The sequence below is a fragment of the Paraburkholderia sp. SSBN10T genome, assembly GCF_056619545.1.
Genome location: NZ_JBWQQI010000019.1, coordinates 15,587 through 34,802, shown reverse-complemented (window position 1 = coordinate 34,802; position 19,216 = coordinate 15,587). Strand labels below are relative to the sequence as shown.

Here is a 19,216-nt window from a genome sequence, read left to right as displayed (position 1 = left end):
GCACTATCGGCCAGCAAGAAGATGCCGGATCCCGGCGTGACTACTAACTGAAAACAGGAGACTTATTATGAAGAGCAAGAGAAGCACCTTCGCACTCGCCGCCGCCGTCGCCCTGGCCGCACCGCTGTTCGCAGGACAGGCACACGCAGCGGGCGGACTGGTGACCATTATCGTCAACGACCCGTCCAATCCTTACTGGCTCACCGAAGGCAACGTCGCCGCTGCCGAAGCGAAGAAGCTCGGTTACACCGCGAACGTGGCTGCGTCGAAGGGCGACACCAATGCGGAAAGCCAGTTGATCGACACCGCGATCACCAATAAATCCGTCGCGATCATTCTCGATCCCGCGAATGCAAGCGGCTCCATCGGTGCCGTGAAAAAGGCCGTCGCCGCCAACATTCCGGTGTTCCTCGTCAACGCCGAAATCAACCAGGAAGGCCTCGCGAAGGCGCAGCTCGTGTCCAACAACGCGCAAGGCGCGGCGCTCGGTGCGCAGCAATGGGTGAAGGACGTCGGATCGAAGGGTAACTACGTCGAACTGCTCGGCGCGCCGTCCGACAACAACGCCGCTACGCGATCGAATGGCTACACGTCGGTGCTCAGCCAGTATCCGGACCTGAAGAAGGAAGGCTCGCAAGTCGCCAACTGGGATCGCACGCAAGGCTTCAACGCGATGCAGAGTTTGCTTCAGGCGCATCCGGACATCGTCGGCGTGATCAGCGGCAACGACGAAATGGCGCTCGGTGCGATTGCTGCGCTCAAGCAGTCCGGCAAGCTCCCGAACATCAAGGTAGGGGGCTTCGACGGTTCACCGACCGCAGTGGCCGCGGTCAAGGCCGGTGAGTTGCAGTACACGGTGCTGCAGCCTGTCGCCACGTTTTCCGTCAAGGCAGTGCAGGAAGCCGACGAGTTCCTGAAGACCGGCAAGACGGGCGCCAAGAATGAAAAGCAACTATTCGACTGCGTTTTGATTACCAAGGCGAACGTGGACAAGTACACGTCGGCGTTCACATTGACGAAATAATCATGTGCTTAAAGCGTAGGAATGCGAATTATTATTGCGAATTTTGCATGTAATTTGCTGCGCGTCGGGGTGAATCGAAGCACTCCGGCGCGGCTTACCCCAATTCGAGTGTGTATCCGAATGACGAAACGATCATGAGCCATCCCACTTTCTGGATCGGTACCAGTTGGAAGATGAACAAGACTCTGGCGGAGGCGCGCGCGTTCGCCGAGGGTTTGCTTGGCGCCGACGCTCAAGGTGAAGCGGACGCGCGGATGCAGCGCTTCGTCATTCCACCTTTTACTGCGGTCCGTGAGGTCAAGGCCATTCTCGCCAATACATCGGTGAAGGTCGGCGCGCAAAACATGCATTGGGCCGATCGTGGTGCGTGGACCGGCGAAATCTCGCCGTCGATGCTGGTGGATTGCGCGATGGATCTGGTCGAACTCGGTCACTCCGAGCGGCGTGAACATTTTGGCGAGACCGATGAAACGGTAGGGCTGAAGGTCGAGGCAGCGGTCCGTCATGGCCTGACACCGCTGATCTGCATTGGCGAGACACTCGCCGATCGAGAGGGCGGGCGAGCCCCTGACGTGCTGGCCGCCGAGGTACATGGGGCTTTAGCGCGCTTGAGCCCACAACAGCGCGCCGCCCCGATCCTGCTCGCGTACGAGCCGGTCTGGGCGATCGGCGAGCACGGCATACCGGCCAGCGCGGACTATGCCGACGCCCGGCATGCCGAGATCATTTCGGTGGCGCACGACATTCTGGGCCGCCGCATACCGTGCCTGTATGGCGGCTCGGTCAACCCGGACAACTGCGCCGAACTCGCTGCCTGCGAGCATATCGACGGCTTGTTCATTGGACGTTCTGCCTGGGACGTAACTGGCTATCTCGACATCCTGGACCGCGTCAGGGCGGTGCTCTGACCTGGCCGCATGCGTGTAACCCAAACATCAAGGAGCTGAACATGAGACTTGCAATTGCCGGAGATAGCGCTGGGGCGGGACTGGCCCAGGTGCTGGCTGACTACCTGAAGGACCGATACGAAGTGTTCGAACTCTCGACCAACGAAACGGATCCGACCGAGTTCTATGCCGAACTGTCCGACCGTGTGGCTTCGGGCGTCATCCACGGCGAGTACGACCGCGCGATTCTGATTTGCGGCACGGGTATCGGCGTGAGCATCTCGGCCAACAAGGTGCCGGGCATCCGCGCGGCGTTGTGCCACGACACCTATTCCGCGGAACGGGCAGCGCTGTCGAACAACGCGCAGATCATCACGATGGGTTCGCGCGTGATCGGCCCGGAACTGGCTAAATCCATTGCCGATGCCTTCCTGGCGCAGACGTTCGATGAGCAAGGCCGAAGCTCGGGCAATGTAGCGGCGATCAACCAGGTCGATTCGAGACACCGTCGATAAGCGTCGACGCCGTTCAGCCGATGACAAGCCCGACACCAGCACCGCATATTCGGATCGGAGACAGGATGGGGACATATCTGCTGGGACTCGACAGTGGTTCGACCGCAACCAAGGCGGTTGTCTTCGACGCCGAGGGTCGCACCGTGGCGGTAGGATCGAGGCGGGTCGAACAACGGCAGCCGCGCGCCCGTCATGTCGAACGCGACATGGAGGAAACATGGGCAGCGGCGAGCGGAGCCATTCGTGATGCGCTCGAACTTGGCAAGGTGTCGGCGAGCGCAATCGAGGCGGTTGGCGTAACGGGCCACGGCGACGGGCTATACCTCGTGGACCAGCATGATGATCCGCTTGGCCCCGGAATTCTCTCGCTCGATAGCAGGGCGTTTGCCGTTCGCGAGCAATGGCGCGAAGCAGGGGTCTTGCCGCGAGCGCTGGCCCTTACCGGCCAGCAGCCTTATCCCTATGCCGCGGTGAGCCTGCTCAAGTGGATCCAGCTCAACGAACCCGAACGGTACGCAAAAATTGGCCACGTGCTGTTTTGCAAGGATTGGCTCCGCCTGCGTCTGACGGGCCTCGCGGCCACCGATCCAACGGAAGCCAGTTCATCTTTTACCGATGTCAGCACGCAGCATTACAGCGGCGAGGTGCTCGATCTGTACGGTCTCACGTCGATTGGCCGCGCATTGCCGGAGATCGTGCCGTCTACGGCGCCCGCTGGGCGTGTCACGGCGCAGGCTGCCGCACAAACCGGGTTGATCGAGGGCACACCGGTCGCCTGTGGATTGCACGATGTCACGTCCAGCGCCGTGGGCATGGGCATCACGGAACCTGGCGTGCTATCGCTGACAGCGGGGACCTTCAGCATCAACGAGATCCTGTCCGATCGCCCGCAACCGGATCCGCGCTGGTCGTGCCGCAACGGCACGCGGCCCGGCCAGTGGATGAACATGTCCATTTCGCCCGCCTCGTCGAGCAACGTGGATTGGTTCATGCGCGAGTTTTTCGCTCACGAAGCACAAGAAGCCGAACAACGCGGTTGCTCCCTGTTCGAGCGTGTCGAAGACGAATTGCGGGCTGCGTTCGCCGAACCGAGTTCCGTGATGTTCCATCCGTTCCTGTTCGGATCGCCCTTCGAGCAGCCCGCGAGCGCGTCGTTCTTCGGCATCCGCAGTTGGCACCGGCGTGCTCATCTGGCGCGCGCTGTGCTCGAGGGCATGATCTTCAATCATCGATATCACGTCGAAGCGCTGACCCAAGCGTTTCCCGCCAGGCGCGCAGGCTTGACGGGCGGCGGCTCGGCGAGCCCCATGCTGGCCCAGTTGTTTGCGGATGTCCTCGGGATGCAGATAGACATTCCCGACAGCCAGGAAGCCAGCGCTCTTGGCGTGGCGCTCTGCGCCGGGGTGAGTGCAGGGGTGTTCGCATCGCTGCCGGAAGCGGGTAAGCGCGCATGCCGCATCCAGCGTACACACCGACCCGACCCGGAACGTCACGACCGGCTCACCGAAACGTACGGGCTTTACCTGCAGCTCATCGCAGGGATGAATCCATCGTGGCCGGCGCTCGACCGCGCAGTCGTCACGCATTAACGATGATCCAGACGATGACTCAACGATCCCGCGAATTCTTTCTCGAACGGCTGAAGCAGCAAAGCCGTGTCAGTGTGCTGATTGTGGGGGGAGGGATCAACGGTGCAGGGCTATTCCGTGATCTGTCGTTGCAACAGGTCGATTGCCTGCTGATCGACAAGGCGGACTTCGCCTCAGGCGCAAGTTCTGCGCCGTCGAGGCTCATTCACGGCGGCCTTAAGTACCTGGAAACCGGCGAATTTCGTCTCGTTGCCGAATCGACACGGGAGCGCAACCTGCTGCTGAAAAACGCGCCGCATTTCGTGCTGCCGCTGGAGACGGTCCTGCCGATCCATTCGTACTTTGGCGGTCTTGTTTCGTCCGTGCTGCGGTTTTTCGGCGTCAGGTCGAAGCTTGCTGACCGCGGCGCGATCATTTCGAAACTCGGGCTGACGATCTACGATTTTCTCGGTCGTCATGACCGCACGATGCCGCTTCACCATGTCGCGCTCAGAAAACGTTCGCTTCGAAACCTGCCGTTGCTCGATCCCACGATCAAGGCGACAGCCACGTATTTCGACGCACAGGTAACCCAGGCCGAACGACTGAACTACGAACTGGTTGCCGATGGCCTGGCCGCGTTCGACAGAGCCTCAGCGGCAAACTACGTCACGGTCGACCATGTGGAACGCGATACGGTCTGGCTACGGGATCTCGTGTCGGGGGAGCACTATCCCGTCAAACCGACCGTCGTCATCAACGCCGGTGGCGCCTGGATTGACAGCGTGAATCGCTCGCTCGGCATCGAGCGAAAGTACATTGGCGGAGCGAAAGGATCCCACCTGATCGTAAGACATCCTGAACTCAGTGCGCAACTACGCGGCCGCATGGTCTACTTCGGCTCGAAGGACGGTCGCATTTGCCTGGTTTATCCGTTTATGGGGCAGCTTCTGGTTGGCTCGACCGATATCCGTATCAGCGACCCCGACCAGGCACGCTGCGAGGAAGATGAGATCGACTATATGCTCGGCGTACTGCGGGAGATTTTCCCATGCGTGAAGCTGGATGCATCGAACATTGCATTTCGCTATAGCGGCGTGCGGCCGCTGCCTTACTCCGATGCCGCAAATCCAGGGGAGGTGAGCCGCGATCACGTGGTCCACGCCGACGTTCTGCCAGGAACCGGCGTTCCTGTGCTTTCGCTGGTGGGTGGCAAATGGACGACCTTCCGGGCTTTCGCCGAATCCGTCGCTGACGACACGCTCATACGCCTCGGACGGCCACGTCGGGTCAGTACTCGCAACGAGCCGATTGGCGGTGGCCGAGGTTTTCCGCTTAAAGCCCTGGACCGGGCAGCATGGATCGACGAACTCACCGCGCGTCATGGTGTTTCGGCGGAACGCGCTGAGACTTTACTCTCGCGTTACGGGACACGTGCCTCCGTGATCGCAGCGTTCTGCGCGCCTTCAAACGATGTGCTCCATGACCAGCCGCTTGCGAGCGAGCCAGGTTACACAGTGAGAGAAATTCTGTATCTCTGCGAAAACGAGGCAGTAACGCATCTTGCCGATCTGCTTTTCCGGCGGACGACGATCGCGCTCTCTGGGCAATTGACTCGTGCTGTACTTGCGGAAACCGCAGCGATAGCGGCACGTGCTTTGGGATGGGAGTCGATCCAGATGCAGCGGGAAATCGAGGCCGTCCGCGAAGTTGCCCAACAACTTCATGGAATGGTCCTTCGCGAGTACGAAAACGGTCCGCCGGAATTTCCCGTCGCCAGCTGTCACTCCTACTGATAGCTTTCCGCTAATGACGAAAGCAGCAGTGTTGGGGCGACTCGAGCCGCGACGCATGTCCCGTTACCGCGCAACCGCGCGTACTCTGGCCGCAACCATGTTCGCGCGTAGACCGGCCAGCGCTTCACAATCGTCGAGCGCCTGTGCAAGCGACCCGATGGCACTGGACAGTCTCTGCGCGAGCGGATCGGCCAGCGTGTAGACGCCGTCGATTTTGGGAATGTCGTGTTCGGTAGCGAATACGTTATCCAGTATCAGGCGAGCGCCAAGCGCGGCGAGCACCGGCTTGAGGGCGTAATCGAGCGCGAGCAGATGGGCGAGGGTGCCGCCCGTTGCGAACGCCAGCACCGGTTTATGGGCAAACGCGGTCTGTGGCAGCAGGTCCAGCAGCGCTTTCAGCACGCCGGAGTATGACGCCTTGTAGAGGGGCGTTGCAACGACGATCGCACGAGCGGCGTGCACCGTGTGGAGCGCCGCCCGCACCGCAGGATCGTTATAGTCGCCTTGCACGAGCGCTTGCGGCGGTAACTGGCGGACATCGACGCATTGCACGGAATACCCTCGCTTGCGCAGCATCTCCTCCGCGACGCGGAGAAGATGCTGGCTGCGCGACGGTGCGGCGGGGCTGCCAGATAGCGTGACGACATCGGGCACGGTTTCCTCCTCGTTCAACCTTGCCGAATGATGACGTCGCCGCGCAGCCGGCATTGGCATGCAAGACGTTTACTGTCGCCTTCGTGGCCGAGCCATTCGAGGAACTGGCTTTCCTTTTCGTCGGGGCGGGACAGGTTCTCCGCGCCGACGAGCACCTCGATCACGCAAATGCCGCACATGCCCGCCCGGCAACCGAACGTGAGGCCACCGAGCTGAAGTTCAGCCGCGTCGGACAGGTAAGCGTTATGCGGGAGGGTAAACGACTCCCCCGTAGTGCTGATTACGACTTTATACATATCCGCTCCGGCAGAAGGCCCTGCATGAGTGGCGGATTAAGCTGCCACCCGGGTGTCGATCGTCGCTTCGTAGAGTTCGCGGAAGTACATTGCCAGGATGGTCTGGATGTCGTCGAAATAACGTAGCACCTTCTCGACGTCTGCTTCTTCGCGGATCAGGTAGCGTAGGATGCGCCACATTTCTCCTGCATGATCGTCGCCGATATCAGTGTTGATGTGCGCAAGCTGCCCTTTGATCTTGTCTTCGCCGAGTGTCTCCTTCATCGATTTGATCTGGCGCGGGGTGAGTTTGGACGTTGTATATTCGATGAGATAGCTCGATGCGACGACGCCGATCGGACTTTCGTGCTCGGACACGAAGTAGAAGAAGCCCTGCAGAAGACGCGTGGCGAGGAACGGCTCGGTAGCGAGCAATTCATCCTGGGTAACGCCGAGTGCCTTGCAGTCCTGCATGAACAGCAAATCGTGGTTCATTTCCTCGCCCTGATATTCCGCATACAACTGTGCGGCTTCGGGCGAGATCTGGGTGATCGCGTGCAGCGTCCTGGCGTGCGCACAGCGGCTCAGGCGGATACGCCATACGTGTTCGATCGTGTGCCGGCGGTACCATTTGCTGTCGAGTTTTTTGCTCTCCAGGTGGTTTGCGTACGGGACAGTGGCCGTCCACTCGGCCATCTTTTTGTCGAGATACTGATTGAGCTTCGTCTGTACAGCCTCGCCTTCGGCGAGCGAATAGAAAGGAGCCGGCCGTTCGATACCGCAATTCGTGACGCGATTCATGATTTCTCCTGGGTTGTGGTTTCAGTGGCGGTTGTAGCTGCATCGGAATAGCGAATCACCAATTGCTCGTCGAGCATTGCTGACAGCGCAGGCAGTTGCCCAGCAATGTCAGGAATCGGAACTTTCCAGAGTGCGTTCAGAATGAAGATGCCGCGCTCGGAATCGGGGAGCCGGGTCTGGACGCGCACGGGCAGCTCGACGATGTCGGGTTGAGGCGTGAGATGCTCGACCGAGAGCGCTTCCAGTACGCGGTTGCGCTCGCCGTAGCGGCTGAAGAACACCGTGCCGTATTCGAGCGTTGCGTCCCGGCGTCGTGTGCTTTCGCGCAGTGCAGCGAGCGTCGTGCGCCACGCGGACGCACTGGCGCGCTCGACGCACAATGTTTTTACCCAGAGCTCCAGCATCGACAGACCGTTGGTGAAGACACCGACGCTCTGGTTGATCAGCGCACCACCCATCCGGGCGTTGATCTCGATGATGTCCCAGCGGTTGGTGGACGGGTCATAGCGCGTCTCGATGTGATAGCAACCGTCGTGCAGTTGCAGCTCGGCAAGGCAGCGGTCAATATAGTTTTCGCCGGCGAGCTGCTGTGCGGCCGTCAGGCGGGGGGCCGGCAGCGAATTGCCCATTTCGAGCGTCGTTCCGCTCGAATCGTCCAGATACTTGGCGTGCACGCCGATCACATAGCTTTCACCGCCGGCTGCGAGTACTTCGAAGCTGTATTCGTCCCCACGGATGTAGTCTTCGGCGATGAAATCGAACTGCCCGGCGAAGATTGCGCGAAACGCCTTGTCGCTTTGCATCTGTTCCCGCAACGCCTGCAGGCGCGCCGGCGTCACCGTTTCGTCGAGACGGAAGCACGCGAACGAGCCCGCTCCGCGTCGCGGCTTGACGAACTGCGGCCTGCCGCTTGCTTGCAAAGCAGGTAGCGAGGCGGCGTCGAGCACGGTTGCCCGGGCGTGGCTCAGTCCGGCCTTGCTCAAGCGGTCGCGGCACAGCAGCTTGTCCATGCAGATGCGCAACGCCGACGGATCGGCATCGACCGCGCCAAGCAACGCGTTGGTGTGTGCCATCAACAGCCGGTAGCCCTCGAATGTCGCCAGTGCAGCGACGACATTGAAACCTTCGGCGCGCGTCTGCGCGAGCACCGTCTCCACGTGCGATTCGTCCAGATATTCGTCGTCGAAATGCCAGAGCCGCGCCGCGCCGGCGGCAGCGAGCTGTTCGAGATCGCGTGGGTCGCGCGGCTTCGAGCTGAGGATAACGAACGAGATGCCGAGCCTGTCGACGTACTCCCGGATCATCGATGCGTAAGAGCGCGCTTGATGGGCGAACAGAAGAAGTGCGGGTGTGCTCATGATGGGTCAGGGCCGGGTTGTGTGGATGCGGAAGGCGTGCAGCACGTACTCGACGTCGTGCGTCACCTGCTGGCTGGAGCCGGCATCGAACAGGAACCGTCCGGACTGCATCGAGCAGTAGCCGTCCTCATGTTCGATGAGTTGGCCGGCCTCGGGCACGAGCTGCCGGTAGAGACTGGCTACCGCGCCGCCAAAGCGTGTGACCGACTGCACGCGCAGCGGCAAGCCACTCGGGCGGGGGAACATCAACCATGCGCCGATCGAGCGGACCGGCGCGTGGAGTACCGCGGGCTGGCCGAGGCTCATATTCACCCATTCGCCGAACAGGTTGATGCCGGTTGCCTGATGGATCATCGACGGCACGTCCGCGCCTCCGACCCGCGCGCCGACTTCGAGGAACACCAGATCGTCGTCATGGGTGTGAAACAGCTCCAGATGGAACGGGCAGGCCCTGAGTCCGATGGCGTCGATGCATTGGGTCGCGAAGCGGCTAACGTACGCGTACAGCGCCGTGCCCGGCTCCAGCATGATCGCGCCGAGCGGCGCGCCCGCCGTGAAATCCAGGCACGTATTGATGTAGCGCGAAGGCACCACCAGCGTCACCTTGCCGTTCTGGTCGACGAGTCCGTCGACGTGCATCAGTGCGCCTGTCACGAACTCCTCGAGATCCCATTCGCCGTCGGGCGGAAGCTCGGCGATCGCGCTGCGCAATTGTGCGGCGTCGGTGATTTTTCGCACGCCATGGCTTGATTGCCCGTCGATCGGCTTGAGGATTAGCGGGTATCCGGTGTCGGCGGCAAAGGCCAGTGCGTGTTCGATCCGGCTCGAATTGACCGAGGTGTAGCGCGGCGTGCGCAGTCCGGCAGCGGCGACTTTTTGCTTCATGACGAGCTTGTCGCGGCCGAGACGGTTTTCCGCGGGCTTCTTGCCGGGAATCTCGAACTCGGCGCGCAACTGCGCTGCGAGATCCTGCAGCGATTCGGAAAAGACGATCAGCCGGTCGATCGGACCGCTCGACTGGACGATGTCGTTCAGGACTGGGCGGTACGCAGATGCGTCGTCGAGGCGTTCGAGTTCGTAGAGCCGGTAGCTATCCGCCGACGCGGTAATAGCCGACCTGCCACGCGGATTGACGATATAGCTGACACGGTGTGTGCGGTGATCTATGAAATCGTCGTAGCGGACCAGGTCGAAGTCCCAGCGTGTGGTGCCCGGAAAGCGGGCGAGATTGTTGACGATGACGATGTTCATCGGTGAGCTCCATTTGCGTTGTTATCGGATGCGGCCTCGAGAAGCTGCCCGATCGCGCCAAGCAGCTTCTCGATCTCCTCTGTCGTGCCAACGGAAATGCGCAGATAGGCCGGCAGGCCGTAGGCGTTCATCGCACGCGTGATGAAGCCGCGCGCGAGCAAACCTTCGTAGATGGCGTCGGCGGCAGGACCGAAGTCGGCCAGGACGAAATTCGCATGACCGTCGACGACGGCTACGTTCATTGCGCGCAGCGCATCCGCAAGTCGACGACGTCCGCGCAGCGTGGCGGCAACGATCCGCTCCAGGTGCGCGAGATCGTCGAGCGCGGCGGCGGCTCCAGCGAGCGCGACCCGGCTGGCTGGAAAAGGTGGCCGGATCCGGTTTAGCGATTGGATCAGGCCGGGGTCGGCAATGCCGTAACCTATACGCAGACCCGCGAGCCCGTAGGCTTTCGAGAAGGTGCGCGTCACGATCACGTTCGGGTAGCGCAGTGGCAACTGCTCGGTGTCCGGCGGCGCATCGCCGTCGCTGAACTCGGCGTAGGCCTCGTCGAGAACGAGTAGCACGTTGGCCGGCAGGGCGTCGAGGAGGCGCGCGAGCGCCACCGCGTTTAACGACTGTCCGGCGAGGTTGGTGGGACTGTCGACGAGGATCATGCGGGTAGATTCATCGACCCGTGCGAGCAGTCGTTCGACGTCATGGCTGAAGCGCGGCCCGCTTGCCGCGATGCGTAACGTAGCGTTCTGTTCCTTGACGAAGGCGGGATACGCACAGTAGCCGTACTCCGACAGCACCACGTTGTGTTCCGGTGAAACGAACGCCCGGACGAGTGCGGCGATGACGTCGATCGAACCGTTGCCGAGTACGAGCGTTTCGACCGGCACGTGCAGCCGTTCGGCGAGCTGGTTGAGCAATGCCTGCGCGTCCGGGTAACGATTGGATTGCGCAAGCGCGCCTTGCATGGCCGCGAGTGCGGCGGGCGACGGCGAAAACGGCACTTCGTTGCTGGAGAACTTGTAGATCTCGCGCAAACCCCGTTCGTGCCGCAGCTTTTCTTCGGTGATGCCCGGTCGGTAAGGCGCTAGCGAGCGCAACGGTGGCGCGAGAAACTCGGTCCAGTCCATGGGCTTCTCCCTAGCGGGCAGCGGGCTCGGTCACGGCGTAACCCGCCCTTTCCATCGACGTCACGGCTTTGCGCAGATGGGAGCCTTCCTGCACCTCGTACAGCGAGCCGAACTCGCGTTCCGCGATGGGCAGCAGGTAGGCGCCCGCATCGACTCGCGCGACCTTGGCACGCCGTCCGCGTAGCAACTGGATTCCGGGCTCGTTGTGAGCGGCGTGCGGACCGAAGTAGATCGGAAACGCATCGGCAGCGCGATACGCCGGCAGGAAGGTGCGTCGCGGCAACTGCGAAGTGTTGCGGGCCGAAGCATGCAGCGTCAGGCAGTGCAGGAACAGCACGCTGCCGGCCGGCACCTCGATATCGACCGCCTGCGACTCGTCGGTGCCTTGCGCCTTGCCGCGGAAGAACCCGTCCACTTCGTGCGACACGAGTCCGCGGCGGTGCGAACCGGGGATCACACGCAAGCAACCGTTGATTACGCTGGCGTCGTCCAGGAATATCAGTGCGGTGACGAGATCGGTATTGGTGTGCGGGTAGTACGAGAAATCCTGATGCCATTCCACCACGCTGCCGACCTTGGGTCCCTTCATATTCAGCTTGCTGTAGTGAAACAGCACGTTCTCGCCTATCAGGCCCTCGATGCAGTCGAGCAAGCGGGGATCGGCCGCCAGATCCTCGAATGCCACATGTTTCTGCGTCGGCGACCAGATGCGGCGTACCGTTTCGCCATCTTGAGGTTCGTATTCGTAAGGCTTGTCTGGATTGCTGGGATCAAGCAATTCTTCTATCGCTGCGAGCGAGCGGTTGATCTGTTCGCTGTCGAACAGTTTTTCGATCACGAGATAACCATGATCGGCGTACGATTGAATCTGCTGGCGGGTGAGCATCGGCAATCTCCTGGTTGACTCAGACGGCTTGCAGCAGCGAGCGCTCGTCATCGCGCCCGGTATGTTTGCCGACTTCGTGGCAGCGCGCTCCGAGGTGCTCGAACTGCGAGAAAAAGTCCGGGAAGGAGCAGTTCACGTCGCGATAGCCGTCGAGACGGTTAGGACGTCGGCTGCGCAGCGACGAGATGAAGAGGGACATGAAGATACGGTGGTCGCCCCAACTGGAGAGATCGACGCCGCCCGGATACACTTCGCCGTGACCGCGGATCTCGAAGCCGTCATACACGCCGTCCTTGAACAGCCCTTTGATGTCGACTCCCATCTTGCCGAGTTCGCTTACCATCGCCTTGATGCGCGGCGACTTGTGCAACCGCGTAATCGAACCGCCGACAACCCGGAACGTGCCCTTCACATGCGCGCCGATTGCCGCGAGCGTCGGCACGATGTTGGGGAAGTCGCTCGCATTGAATTCAAAGTCGCCGGTGAGCTGAGGCTGGCGGTTGATCAATGTGAGTTCGTTGCGCGTGTCGTCGAAATGGACTTCGATGCCAAGTGCACGCACGACGTCGATAATCGCGCGTTCGCCCTGGAGACTTTCGCTGTTCAGGTTCTCGAGAACGAACGTGCCGGGGAAAAGGGCGGCGGCTCCGATCAGGTAGGACGACGATGTGTAGTCGCCGCCGATCTGGTATTCGGCCGGTCGATATTCACCGGGATAAACTCGGATCAGAGAAAAGTCGTCACTCTTTTCGACGCGAATGCCGGAACGCTCCAAGGTCGCGATGGTCTGGCGGATATACGAAATCGACAGTAACTCACCTTCGATCGAGATCTCGACTGGCTGGTCGGCGAGCGGCGCGGCGAACAGCACAGCGGTGATGAACTGCGAGCTGATGTTGCCGGGAATCGTGCAGCGCCCGCCTCGCAGGCCGCCACCCCAGTTCACGACCGGTGCCTTGCCGGGCTCGCCGATGCATTCGATCTTCGCGCCCAGCTCGATGAGCGCATCGAACAGCGGCTTCATCACCCGCGTGCGCAAAATGGTGTCGCCCGTAATGATTGCGGGCGAACTGGCGAAACTGGTTAGCGCCGTAAATGTGCGGAACACGAGACCCGATCCGAGCGCATCGACGACACGTTGTCCGAGATTCAAGGCCCGACCCACCCCGCTGATCTCCAGATAACCGCTGTGCTCATCGATGATCGCACCGAGCGAGCGACATGCCTGCTTCATGGCGCTGGTCTCGACGCAGCGCAGATCGTTGCGCACGATTGATGTACCGTGCGCGAGTGTGGCGGCGAGGATCGCCCGCTGCGTCTCAGGTTTCGACGACGGAGTGACTGCGCGGCCCTGAAGGGATTGGACCGGTTCGACGTGTAGCAAAGTGGGGTGGTCGTTCATGTGAGTCGCTTCCTGTGTAAGCACGTGCTCAATGTATGTTCGAGCGATCTGCGATGGAGTGGGATGTCGGCGCGCGCATGTCCGTCGCGATCGTTACGCCGCCAGCTTCTGGAGGTGCAGGGAATGAGTGGAGAGCGCGTCGATGAGCTTGTCCGCGCCGAACTGGATGACATCGGTCGTGGGCAGGCCGGTTTCCTGCTCGATCTGCTCGACGATGCGTGCCGCATGGTCACGCTGCAGCGCGCCACAATGGACGCTCACGCCAACCACTTTCGCAGGACGCAGGAATGACCCTAACTGCTCATAGAGCGCGACGAGCTCGTTGAGCGGGCGTAATGGCGCATTGGGCCAGCCTTTGTGGCGCTCGAGCTGCGCTTCGTGGCAGAGCACCAGCGCTTGCGGCATGGCGCCGTGTAACAGACCGAGGGTCACGCCGCTGTATGCCGGATGCGTGATCGACCCTTGGCCTTCGACCACGATCCAGTCATGATTTTTCGCGGCGTCGAGGACTAGCGACTCGGTAACTCCCGCGACAAAATCTGCAGGCACGGCGTCGATTGCAACGCCTGCACCACTGATGTAGATGCCGCTTTGCCCAGTCGCGATAAAGCCGGCGTTGAAGCCCCGGCGTTTCGCTGCTTCGGTGATTTCGATGGCCGTGGTTTTTTTACCGACCCGGCAGTCGCTGCCAACTGTATGGATAACGAAGTTACCGATGTCGCCAATGACTGCCTGACTCGTTGCGAGCGCGTCGGGCGGCTCCTTGGTGTCCCAGATGCGGGCGCCCGATGCTGCGGCGAGCGCGCGGAACTCGGGATCGGTCGCGATCCGGAAATGCAGGCCGCTTACCACGTCGAGCCCTTGCTGAAGAGCGATGGCGATCTGTGCGCGCCAGGCATCCGGCAGTTCGTTCGAGAACAGTCCGACGCCGATCAGGAGCATGTCGGGTCTCAGCGATAGTGCAGATTCGATTGAATCGAGTACCGGAATGCCTCGCCCGTAGCCGAGAATGTCACCGACATCCTGGCCTGCGAGGCGACTGTCGACGACCGCCACGCAATCACCGTGGCGATAGCGCAGATAAGATGTCGCAACCTTGCTCGTCACTGGGCCGAAGCAGCCTTCGGCGAATACCACGATCCGTCTATCTCTCAGGTTCAACATTAACGTAGCTCCTTTTTCTCGGTGTACCTTGCGGGTCGGCAGCCGGTCAGGCAGTAACGCGTTCAACGCCGAACCATCCTGGCCGGCGGGGGCATCGAGGCCCGTTTGCACGTATCCATTCGCGGATGAACTGTGAGTGCAATGTAGGTGATGCGCGGGCATGGTGGAGCGCAAGTCAGATTAAATTGCGCTGGGTAAGATCGAGCGTCGGATAAATTTATTGGCGATGGGTTAGAGTTTCTTCACCCGGCACGGTTGTTCTTGCTCAAAGCGATTGCGCCGCTCTAAGCTGAGTCGGCGTTTGGCAACCAACAGGGGCGAGCAATGCAACCACTCAGGATTCATTGGTGTGCACCGCGCGGGGCGGGAAATACGAAGGCATCCGAAAAGGATCTCGCGAACGAGCTCGACCTCGACGGACTGGTCGACTTCGCGCAGGAAGCGGAAGACATGCAGATCGATACCCTGCTGATGGGTATCGGATTTCATCTGCCGGAGCCACTGCCGCTCATCGGTGCGCTGGTGCGAGAGACGCGCCGCTTGTCGTTCATGCTTGCATACCGGCCTGGATTGTTGCCGCCCACGTTGTTCGCGCAGGCGGTCAACACGATTTCCTGGATGTCGGACAAACGGATCTCCCTGAACATCGTTGCAGGAATTTCGCCCGAGGAGCAGGCGTATTACGGTGATTACCTGCAGCATGACGAACGTTACTCGCGAACTGCCGAGTATCTATCGGTGCTGAACCGTTTCTGGCGCGGAGAGACACCGCTCACGCACGAGGGCGACTACTACCGCTTCACCGGGGCGAAACTCGGCTTGCCGTTCAAGGATGGTGGACGGCCGCGGATCTATCTGAGCGGAGCGTCGGAGCTCGCGCAGCGGATAGCTATCAAGTGGGGGGATTGCTGGTTACGCTATGGCGATACACCTGCGGGTATCGCGCAGGCGAGTCAGGCGGTGTTGCGTGCCGGCCGCAGTGTGGGCGTGCGCATGCACGTGCTGGCGCGCGAGACTCGCGACGAGGCGCTGGCCGAACTGGAAGCAATGATGGCCGACTCGGATGAGGTGCATCGCAAGAACGTGCAGGCGTTCGTCAAAACCTGCGATTCGGAAGCGGTCCGGCGGTCGTTCGAACTGGCTGAAAGTGCATCGAATGACTGGCTTTCACCGATGCTGTGGACCGGGGCGGTGGCGTACCGGGGCGGCCCGGCGCTATGCGTGGTCGGCAGCTATGACGAAGTCGCGCGCTACCTGCTTGAATACAAGCGCGAAGGCGTCGGCGAGTTCATCCTGTCCGGCTGGCCGACTCGCGCAGAAATGCGACGCTTCTGCCATCACGTCCTGCCGTTGATCCGTAAGCTCGAGGCTGAGGAAGGCCGCGAGCAGGTGGTGGCGCTGGTGGGTTAAGCTCTCGCGCGTGTACTGAGTGCGCGCGGCGCAGCCGGTCAGGACCGGTGTGACGTGAGATCGCGCGCGGCACGGCCGACTGCTTTCGCAATCCTTTCCGACAATTGCGGATCGGGCACCGCACGTGCCAGTGTGACGCCACCCGCCAGAAGCGCGAGCGTTGCGATGGCTGTATCGGTGCGCTCGGTCGGGGTGCCCTCAGGCAAGCCGCTGGCCACTTCGTCGATGACGCGTCGTAACTCCTGTTCATAGGTGCTGCGAATGTCGTCGTCGGCACGGACGATTTCCGCCGAAAGGCTGGGCAATGCGCACGCCTGCCCGAGGTCGCAGGTACGTTTGGGGCCCAGGTAGTACTCGATGAACTGTGTTATCCACCGCTTGCCGTGCTTTATCTTCAGGGCGGCGATACCGAGGCGGAGTTGCTCCAGACCAAGTTGAACGACAGTTTGAAAGGCTTCGCCTTTCGATTTGAAGTGCCCGTAAAACGCGCCATTGGTGACGCCGGCCGCTTCGGCTAGGCTGTCGATCCCGGAACCGTCGTAGCCCTCAGCTCGAAAAACTCGCGCCGCTGCGGCGAGAATACGGGAGCGGGTCTCCTGCTTGTGTTCGGCTGTGTAACGCATTAGCTGTCCTCTTGCGCAACGACTGCGCGTAACGATCGCTTGATAAGAGAGTGATCGACGTATATCATAAAGAGCAATCGGTATCTTAATGCTGCGATGTGTATTGTGGAAGCCCGTCGATACCTGTACGTTGCGCATGATTGTTCGTCGAACTTGCAGGACGTCGGCAATTGGAAGACGGGTAAAAGGGGGCAACCGACTGAAAGCGTGCACGTAAAACGTGCGCCTTTCTGCGAAGACGCCGGAAAGTTCGTCGTGACGTCGGAATGTTGAATCGGTGCCGATAAAATAATTCGTTATGCATATCAAGTAATGAAAGAACAGATTTCAATGATGATGGCCTATTGACCTACGTGCGCGGAACGCTTGGTCAGGGGCGCAAACGGCTGGAAATCGTCACAGCAGGATCACTCGGAAAACGGTCATTGGAGGCGGGAATGCGGACTGGAACGAAGAAGGGAGATCTCATGGGCAGGAATCCGGGCAGGCGCGATAGGGTAGGCAGGACGTTGGGAAGTGCCGGCAGCGTGGTTGCGGTACTGACAACAGCGGTCTTGGCGTCAGTGTCGGGAAGCGCTGCAGGTACGCCCGGTGAGCAGCCACTGTCGCTTCAGGGGACGTGGGTGCTGACAGCCGCTTACGAATTGACCGCGGATGGTACGCGTACGACGAATTTCAGTGAGCATCCCGAGGGCTTGCTGATGGTGGACAACGAAGGCCGTTATTCGTTACAGATATTCCGACCTGATCGTCCGAAATTTGCGTCGGGCGACAAGACGCGTGGTACGCCCGACGAGTACCGGGAAGCCGTGCTCGGATCGAGCACGCATACCGGACATGTCGTGATCGACCCCGCTCGCAACAAACTGATCTTCAAGATCGACACCGCGTCATATCCGAACTGGGAAGGTGCGGAACAGGTCCGCGACTACACCTACAAAGACAGCATCTTGACCTATTCGGTGCCGGCCAGCGCGTCTGGTAATGGAACGGTCGCTTATTCAGTCTGGCGGCATCTTCACGAATAGCGTGTCTCAGTCGGGCGTTTTCGACCGGTTTCATGCCAGAGCAAAGGGAGGGGAAAGTGACGAAGGCGACTTCATCAAGGCGGGCGAACGAAGATTCAGAAGCCCGCGCGACCCGCCGCCGCTTGCGTAGTTTCGGTGGAGGGCTGATTTTCGGTCTGCTTGCCGAGCAGACCGTGATGTTCGCCGTGCCACTGCTGATTTATCAGCATTCCGGCAGCGTGACGTATTCCGGCGCAGCGTTTGCGCTCGAATGGGTTCCCGCGTTGGTTATGTATCCGTTTGCTGGATTGATGGCAGATCTGCTGGGTGGGCGTTTCCTGTTTACGCATGCCAATCTGGCGCGTGCCGCTTGCCTTCTGATCACCTTTGCGGTTTGCTGGACGCTGCCGTCCTTGACGGTGCCAGTCCTGATGCTTAATGGAGCGCTGCTATCGATCCTGATGGCGCCGATCAGGATGGCCGTCGAGAAAACCGTCCCGGCAATGGCATCGGGCGATCAGCTCTCGCGCACACAGGCGCTTGTACAGAATATCGAACTCCTCGCGATGGCTTCAGGTCCCGGTATCGCGGCAGGGCTCGCTTATCTGGTTGGTAAATTGCCGTTGCTCGCCATTGCCGCGGCCGCGTTTCTGGTGGCATCCGTGTGCTGGAAACCCCTTGCAGCCGGGCCACAGCGAACGGCGATGAGCGTGAAACGAATCGGGCGGGATCTATTGCTCGGCTGGCAATTGCTGTTGCGCAATCGTCCTGTCATCCGTCTCGCGGTGATGAATTTCTCGATCAACATTGGATTTGCGGTCTCGCTGAGTGCGAACGCATATCTGGTTACCGGCCGGTTTGGCGCGTCGGACGCTGTGTTTGGGTTGATGAACGCCGGTGCGGGAGCCTTGGGTCTCGTCAACCTGCTGCTTCTGCCCTGGTTGCTGTCGAAGTGGTCGATCAATCGCGTCGGCGTCACCGGATTCGGATTGGCTTGCTTAGGTCTGCTTTTCATGGGATTGGCGAACAACGTCTGGGTTTACGTCTGCGCTTTCCTCCTGTTCATGGCGGGGGATGCGATCTACAACGTGTTCAACCGCACGCAGCGGGTCAAGGCAATCGAGCCGGAGCATCTAGGCAAGGTGATTGGCCCGTTCTATCTGGTCAACACGCTGTCGTTGCCTCTAGGAGGCGTCATTACGGCTAGCCTCGGGAGGAGTGTCGGCATTCAACCGGTCATGCTGTTTATAGCCGTACTTCTGAGCATCGCCGGCAGCGCACTGTTGTGGGACACGATCCGCCAGTTCCGGGAACGCTTTGACGCCGATGCATTGCGGTTGCAGGTCGCGCTGGCTGAAGACGTCGCAGATTCAACATTCGTGGTCGAACGGTCTTCCTAGAAGTCGCAGATGAGAGGCTTCTCTTTCCGCATCTAGGCCGATTGACTGTTTGCCTACGGTTATTCGCAGTC

Annotated in this window: 18 protein-coding genes; 8 read left to right on the top strand and 10 right to left on the bottom strand. The window is 60.7% G+C overall.

Annotated elements, in window-relative coordinates:
• Nucleotides 1-67: 67 nt before the first annotated feature.
• The 5 genes from AC1ECK_RS25895 (at nucleotide 68) to AC1ECK_RS25875 (ending at nucleotide 5,790) form a co-directional block, all read left to right on the top strand.
• Nucleotides 68-1,024 carry a substrate-binding domain-containing protein gene (locus AC1ECK_RS25895; protein ID WP_480324202.1) on the top strand — a complete coding sequence of 319 codons (957 nt, stop codon included), beginning with the start codon at nucleotides 68-70 and terminating at the stop codon, nucleotides 1,022-1,024.
• Nucleotides 1,025-1,158: 134 nt separating this feature from the next.
• Nucleotides 1,159-1,932, top strand: a complete 774-nt coding sequence (locus AC1ECK_RS25890) for a triose-phosphate isomerase (protein ID WP_480324200.1) — start codon at nucleotides 1,159-1,161, stop codon at nucleotides 1,930-1,932.
• Between the two features lie 41 nt (nucleotides 1,933-1,973).
• A complete protein-coding gene (derI, locus tag AC1ECK_RS25885; RefSeq protein WP_480324198.1) occupies nucleotides 1,974-2,426 on the top strand; it encodes a D-erythrulose-4-phosphate isomerase in 453 nt (150 codons plus the stop codon).
• A 65-nt stretch (nucleotides 2,427-2,491) separates the two neighbouring features.
• Nucleotides 2,492-4,015, top strand: coding sequence for an FGGY-family carbohydrate kinase (locus AC1ECK_RS25880; protein WP_480324196.1), 1,524 nt, complete (start codon nucleotides 2,492-2,494; stop codon nucleotides 4,013-4,015).
• Nucleotides 4,016-4,017: 2 nt separating this feature from the next.
• Nucleotides 4,018-5,790: a glycerol-3-phosphate dehydrogenase/oxidase gene (locus AC1ECK_RS25875; protein ID WP_480324194.1), complete on the top strand. Its 1,773-nt coding sequence runs from the start codon at nucleotides 4,018-4,020 to the stop codon at nucleotides 5,788-5,790.
• 63 nt (nucleotides 5,791-5,853) lie between these two features.
• Here AC1ECK_RS25875 and ssuE read toward each other — a convergent pair whose 3' ends face one another.
• The 9 genes from ssuE to AC1ECK_RS25830 all read right to left on the bottom strand — a co-directional run bounded on the left by ssuE (nucleotide 5,854) and on the right by AC1ECK_RS25830 (nucleotide 14,816).
• Entirely contained in the window at nucleotides 5,854-6,444 is a 591-nt protein-coding gene (gene ssuE, locus AC1ECK_RS25870) for an NADPH-dependent FMN reductase (protein ID WP_480324192.1), read from the bottom strand.
• A gap of 14 nt (nucleotides 6,445-6,458) precedes the next feature.
• On the bottom strand, nucleotides 6,459-6,740 hold the full coding sequence (locus AC1ECK_RS25865) for a 2Fe-2S iron-sulfur cluster-binding protein (RefSeq protein ID WP_480324190.1): 282 nt from the start codon (nucleotides 6,738-6,740) through the stop codon (nucleotides 6,459-6,461).
• A gap of 36 nt (nucleotides 6,741-6,776) precedes the next feature.
• A complete protein-coding gene (locus AC1ECK_RS25860) occupies nucleotides 6,777-7,520 on the bottom strand; it encodes an iron-containing redox enzyme family protein (RefSeq protein ID WP_480324188.1) in 744 nt (247 codons plus the stop codon).
• Complete coding sequence (locus AC1ECK_RS25855) at nucleotides 7,517-8,878, bottom strand: ATP-grasp domain-containing protein (RefSeq protein WP_480324186.1); 1,362 nt, start codon at nucleotides 8,876-8,878, stop codon at nucleotides 7,517-7,519. Before AC1ECK_RS25855 ends, AC1ECK_RS25860 begins: the two co-directional genes overlap by 4 nt.
• Before the next feature lie 6 nt (nucleotides 8,879-8,884).
• Nucleotides 8,885-10,129 (bottom strand): ATP-grasp domain-containing protein, encoded by a 1,245-nt coding sequence (locus tag AC1ECK_RS25850; RefSeq protein WP_480324184.1) that lies wholly within the window; start codon nucleotides 10,127-10,129, stop codon nucleotides 8,885-8,887.
• The gene (gene hisC / locus AC1ECK_RS25845) at nucleotides 10,126-11,253 is read right to left on the bottom strand and encodes a histidinol-phosphate transaminase (RefSeq protein ID WP_480324183.1); all 1,128 of its coding nucleotides are present in this window, start codon (nucleotides 11,251-11,253) and stop codon (nucleotides 10,126-10,128) included. The genes AC1ECK_RS25850 and hisC overlap by 4 nt, the downstream gene beginning before the upstream one ends.
• A 10-nt stretch (nucleotides 11,254-11,263) precedes the next feature.
• Nucleotides 11,264-12,139 carry a phytanoyl-CoA dioxygenase family protein gene (locus AC1ECK_RS25840; protein WP_480324181.1) on the bottom strand — a complete coding sequence of 292 codons (876 nt, stop codon included), beginning with the start codon at nucleotides 12,137-12,139 and terminating at the stop codon, nucleotides 11,264-11,266.
• A 19-nt stretch (nucleotides 12,140-12,158) separates the two neighbouring features.
• Nucleotides 12,159-13,541 (bottom strand): 3-phosphoshikimate 1-carboxyvinyltransferase, encoded by a 1,383-nt coding sequence (aroA, locus tag AC1ECK_RS25835; protein ID WP_480324179.1) that lies wholly within the window; start codon nucleotides 13,539-13,541, stop codon nucleotides 12,159-12,161.
• A 93-nt stretch (nucleotides 13,542-13,634) separates the two neighbouring features.
• Complete coding sequence (locus AC1ECK_RS25830) at nucleotides 13,635-14,816, bottom strand: N-acetyltransferase DgcN family protein (protein ID WP_480324177.1); 1,182 nt, start codon at nucleotides 14,814-14,816, stop codon at nucleotides 13,635-13,637.
• Nucleotides 14,817-15,029: 213 nt separating this feature from the next.
• Between AC1ECK_RS25830 and AC1ECK_RS25825 the strand changes: the two genes are divergently transcribed.
• Entirely contained in the window at nucleotides 15,030-16,115 is a 1,086-nt protein-coding gene (locus tag AC1ECK_RS25825; protein ID WP_480324175.1) for an LLM class flavin-dependent oxidoreductase, read from the top strand.
• 38 nt (nucleotides 16,116-16,153) lie between these two features.
• Here AC1ECK_RS25825 and AC1ECK_RS25820 read toward each other — a convergent pair whose 3' ends face one another.
• A complete protein-coding gene (locus AC1ECK_RS25820) occupies nucleotides 16,154-16,738 on the bottom strand; it encodes a TetR/AcrR family transcriptional regulator (protein ID WP_480324173.1) in 585 nt (194 codons plus the stop codon).
• A 623-nt stretch (nucleotides 16,739-17,361) separates the two neighbouring features.
• On the opposite strand from AC1ECK_RS25820, the gene AC1ECK_RS25815 reads away from it, so the two are divergent.
• Together AC1ECK_RS25815 and AC1ECK_RS25810 are read left to right on the top strand one after the other, a co-directional pair.
• Nucleotides 17,362-17,766, top strand: coding sequence for a lipocalin-like domain-containing protein (locus tag AC1ECK_RS25815; protein ID WP_480324171.1), 405 nt, complete (start codon nucleotides 17,362-17,364; stop codon nucleotides 17,764-17,766).
• A 56-nt stretch (nucleotides 17,767-17,822) separates the two neighbouring features.
• Complete coding sequence (locus AC1ECK_RS25810) at nucleotides 17,823-19,145, top strand: MFS transporter (protein ID WP_480324169.1); 1,323 nt, start codon at nucleotides 17,823-17,825, stop codon at nucleotides 19,143-19,145.
• Nucleotides 19,146-19,216: the final 71 nt, after the last annotated feature.

Coding starts and splice junctions, on each gene's coding strand:
- AC1ECK_RS25895 (WP_480324202.1), top strand. CDS start 68: ATGAAGAGCAAGAGAAGCACCTTCGCACTCGCCGCCGCCGTCGCCCTG.
- AC1ECK_RS25890 (WP_480324200.1), top strand. CDS start 1,159: ATGAGCCATCCCACTTTCTGGATCGGTACCAGTTGGAAGATGAACAAG.
- derI (WP_480324198.1), top strand. CDS start 1,974: ATGAGACTTGCAATTGCCGGAGATAGCGCTGGGGCGGGACTGGCCCAG.
- AC1ECK_RS25880 (WP_480324196.1), top strand. CDS start 2,492: ATGGGGACATATCTGCTGGGACTCGACAGTGGTTCGACCGCAACCAAG.
- AC1ECK_RS25875 (WP_480324194.1), top strand. CDS start 4,018: ATGATCCAGACGATGACTCAACGATCCCGCGAATTCTTTCTCGAACGG.
- AC1ECK_RS25865 (WP_480324190.1), bottom strand. CDS start 6,740: ATGTATAAAGTCGTAATCAGCACTACGGGGGAGTCGTTTACCCTCCCG.
- AC1ECK_RS25860 (WP_480324188.1), bottom strand. CDS start 7,520: ATGAATCGCGTCACGAATTGCGGTATCGAACGGCCGGCTCCTTTCTAT.
- AC1ECK_RS25855 (WP_480324186.1), bottom strand. CDS start 8,878: ATGAGCACACCCGCACTTCTTCTGTTCGCCCATCAAGCGCGCTCTTAC.
- AC1ECK_RS25850 (WP_480324184.1), bottom strand. CDS start 10,129: ATGAACATCGTCATCGTCAACAATCTCGCCCGCTTTCCGGGCACCACA.
- hisC (WP_480324183.1), bottom strand. CDS start 11,253: ATGGACTGGACCGAGTTTCTCGCGCCACCGTTGCGCTCGCTAGCGCCT.
- AC1ECK_RS25840 (WP_480324181.1), bottom strand. CDS start 12,139: ATGCTCACCCGCCAGCAGATTCAATCGTACGCCGATCATGGTTATCTC.
- aroA (WP_480324179.1), bottom strand. CDS start 13,541: ATGAACGACCACCCCACTTTGCTACACGTCGAACCGGTCCAATCCCTT.
- AC1ECK_RS25825 (WP_480324175.1), top strand. CDS start 15,030: ATGCAACCACTCAGGATTCATTGGTGTGCACCGCGCGGGGCGGGAAAT.
- AC1ECK_RS25820 (WP_480324173.1), bottom strand. CDS start 16,738: ATGCGTTACACAGCCGAACACAAGCAGGAGACCCGCTCCCGTATTCTC.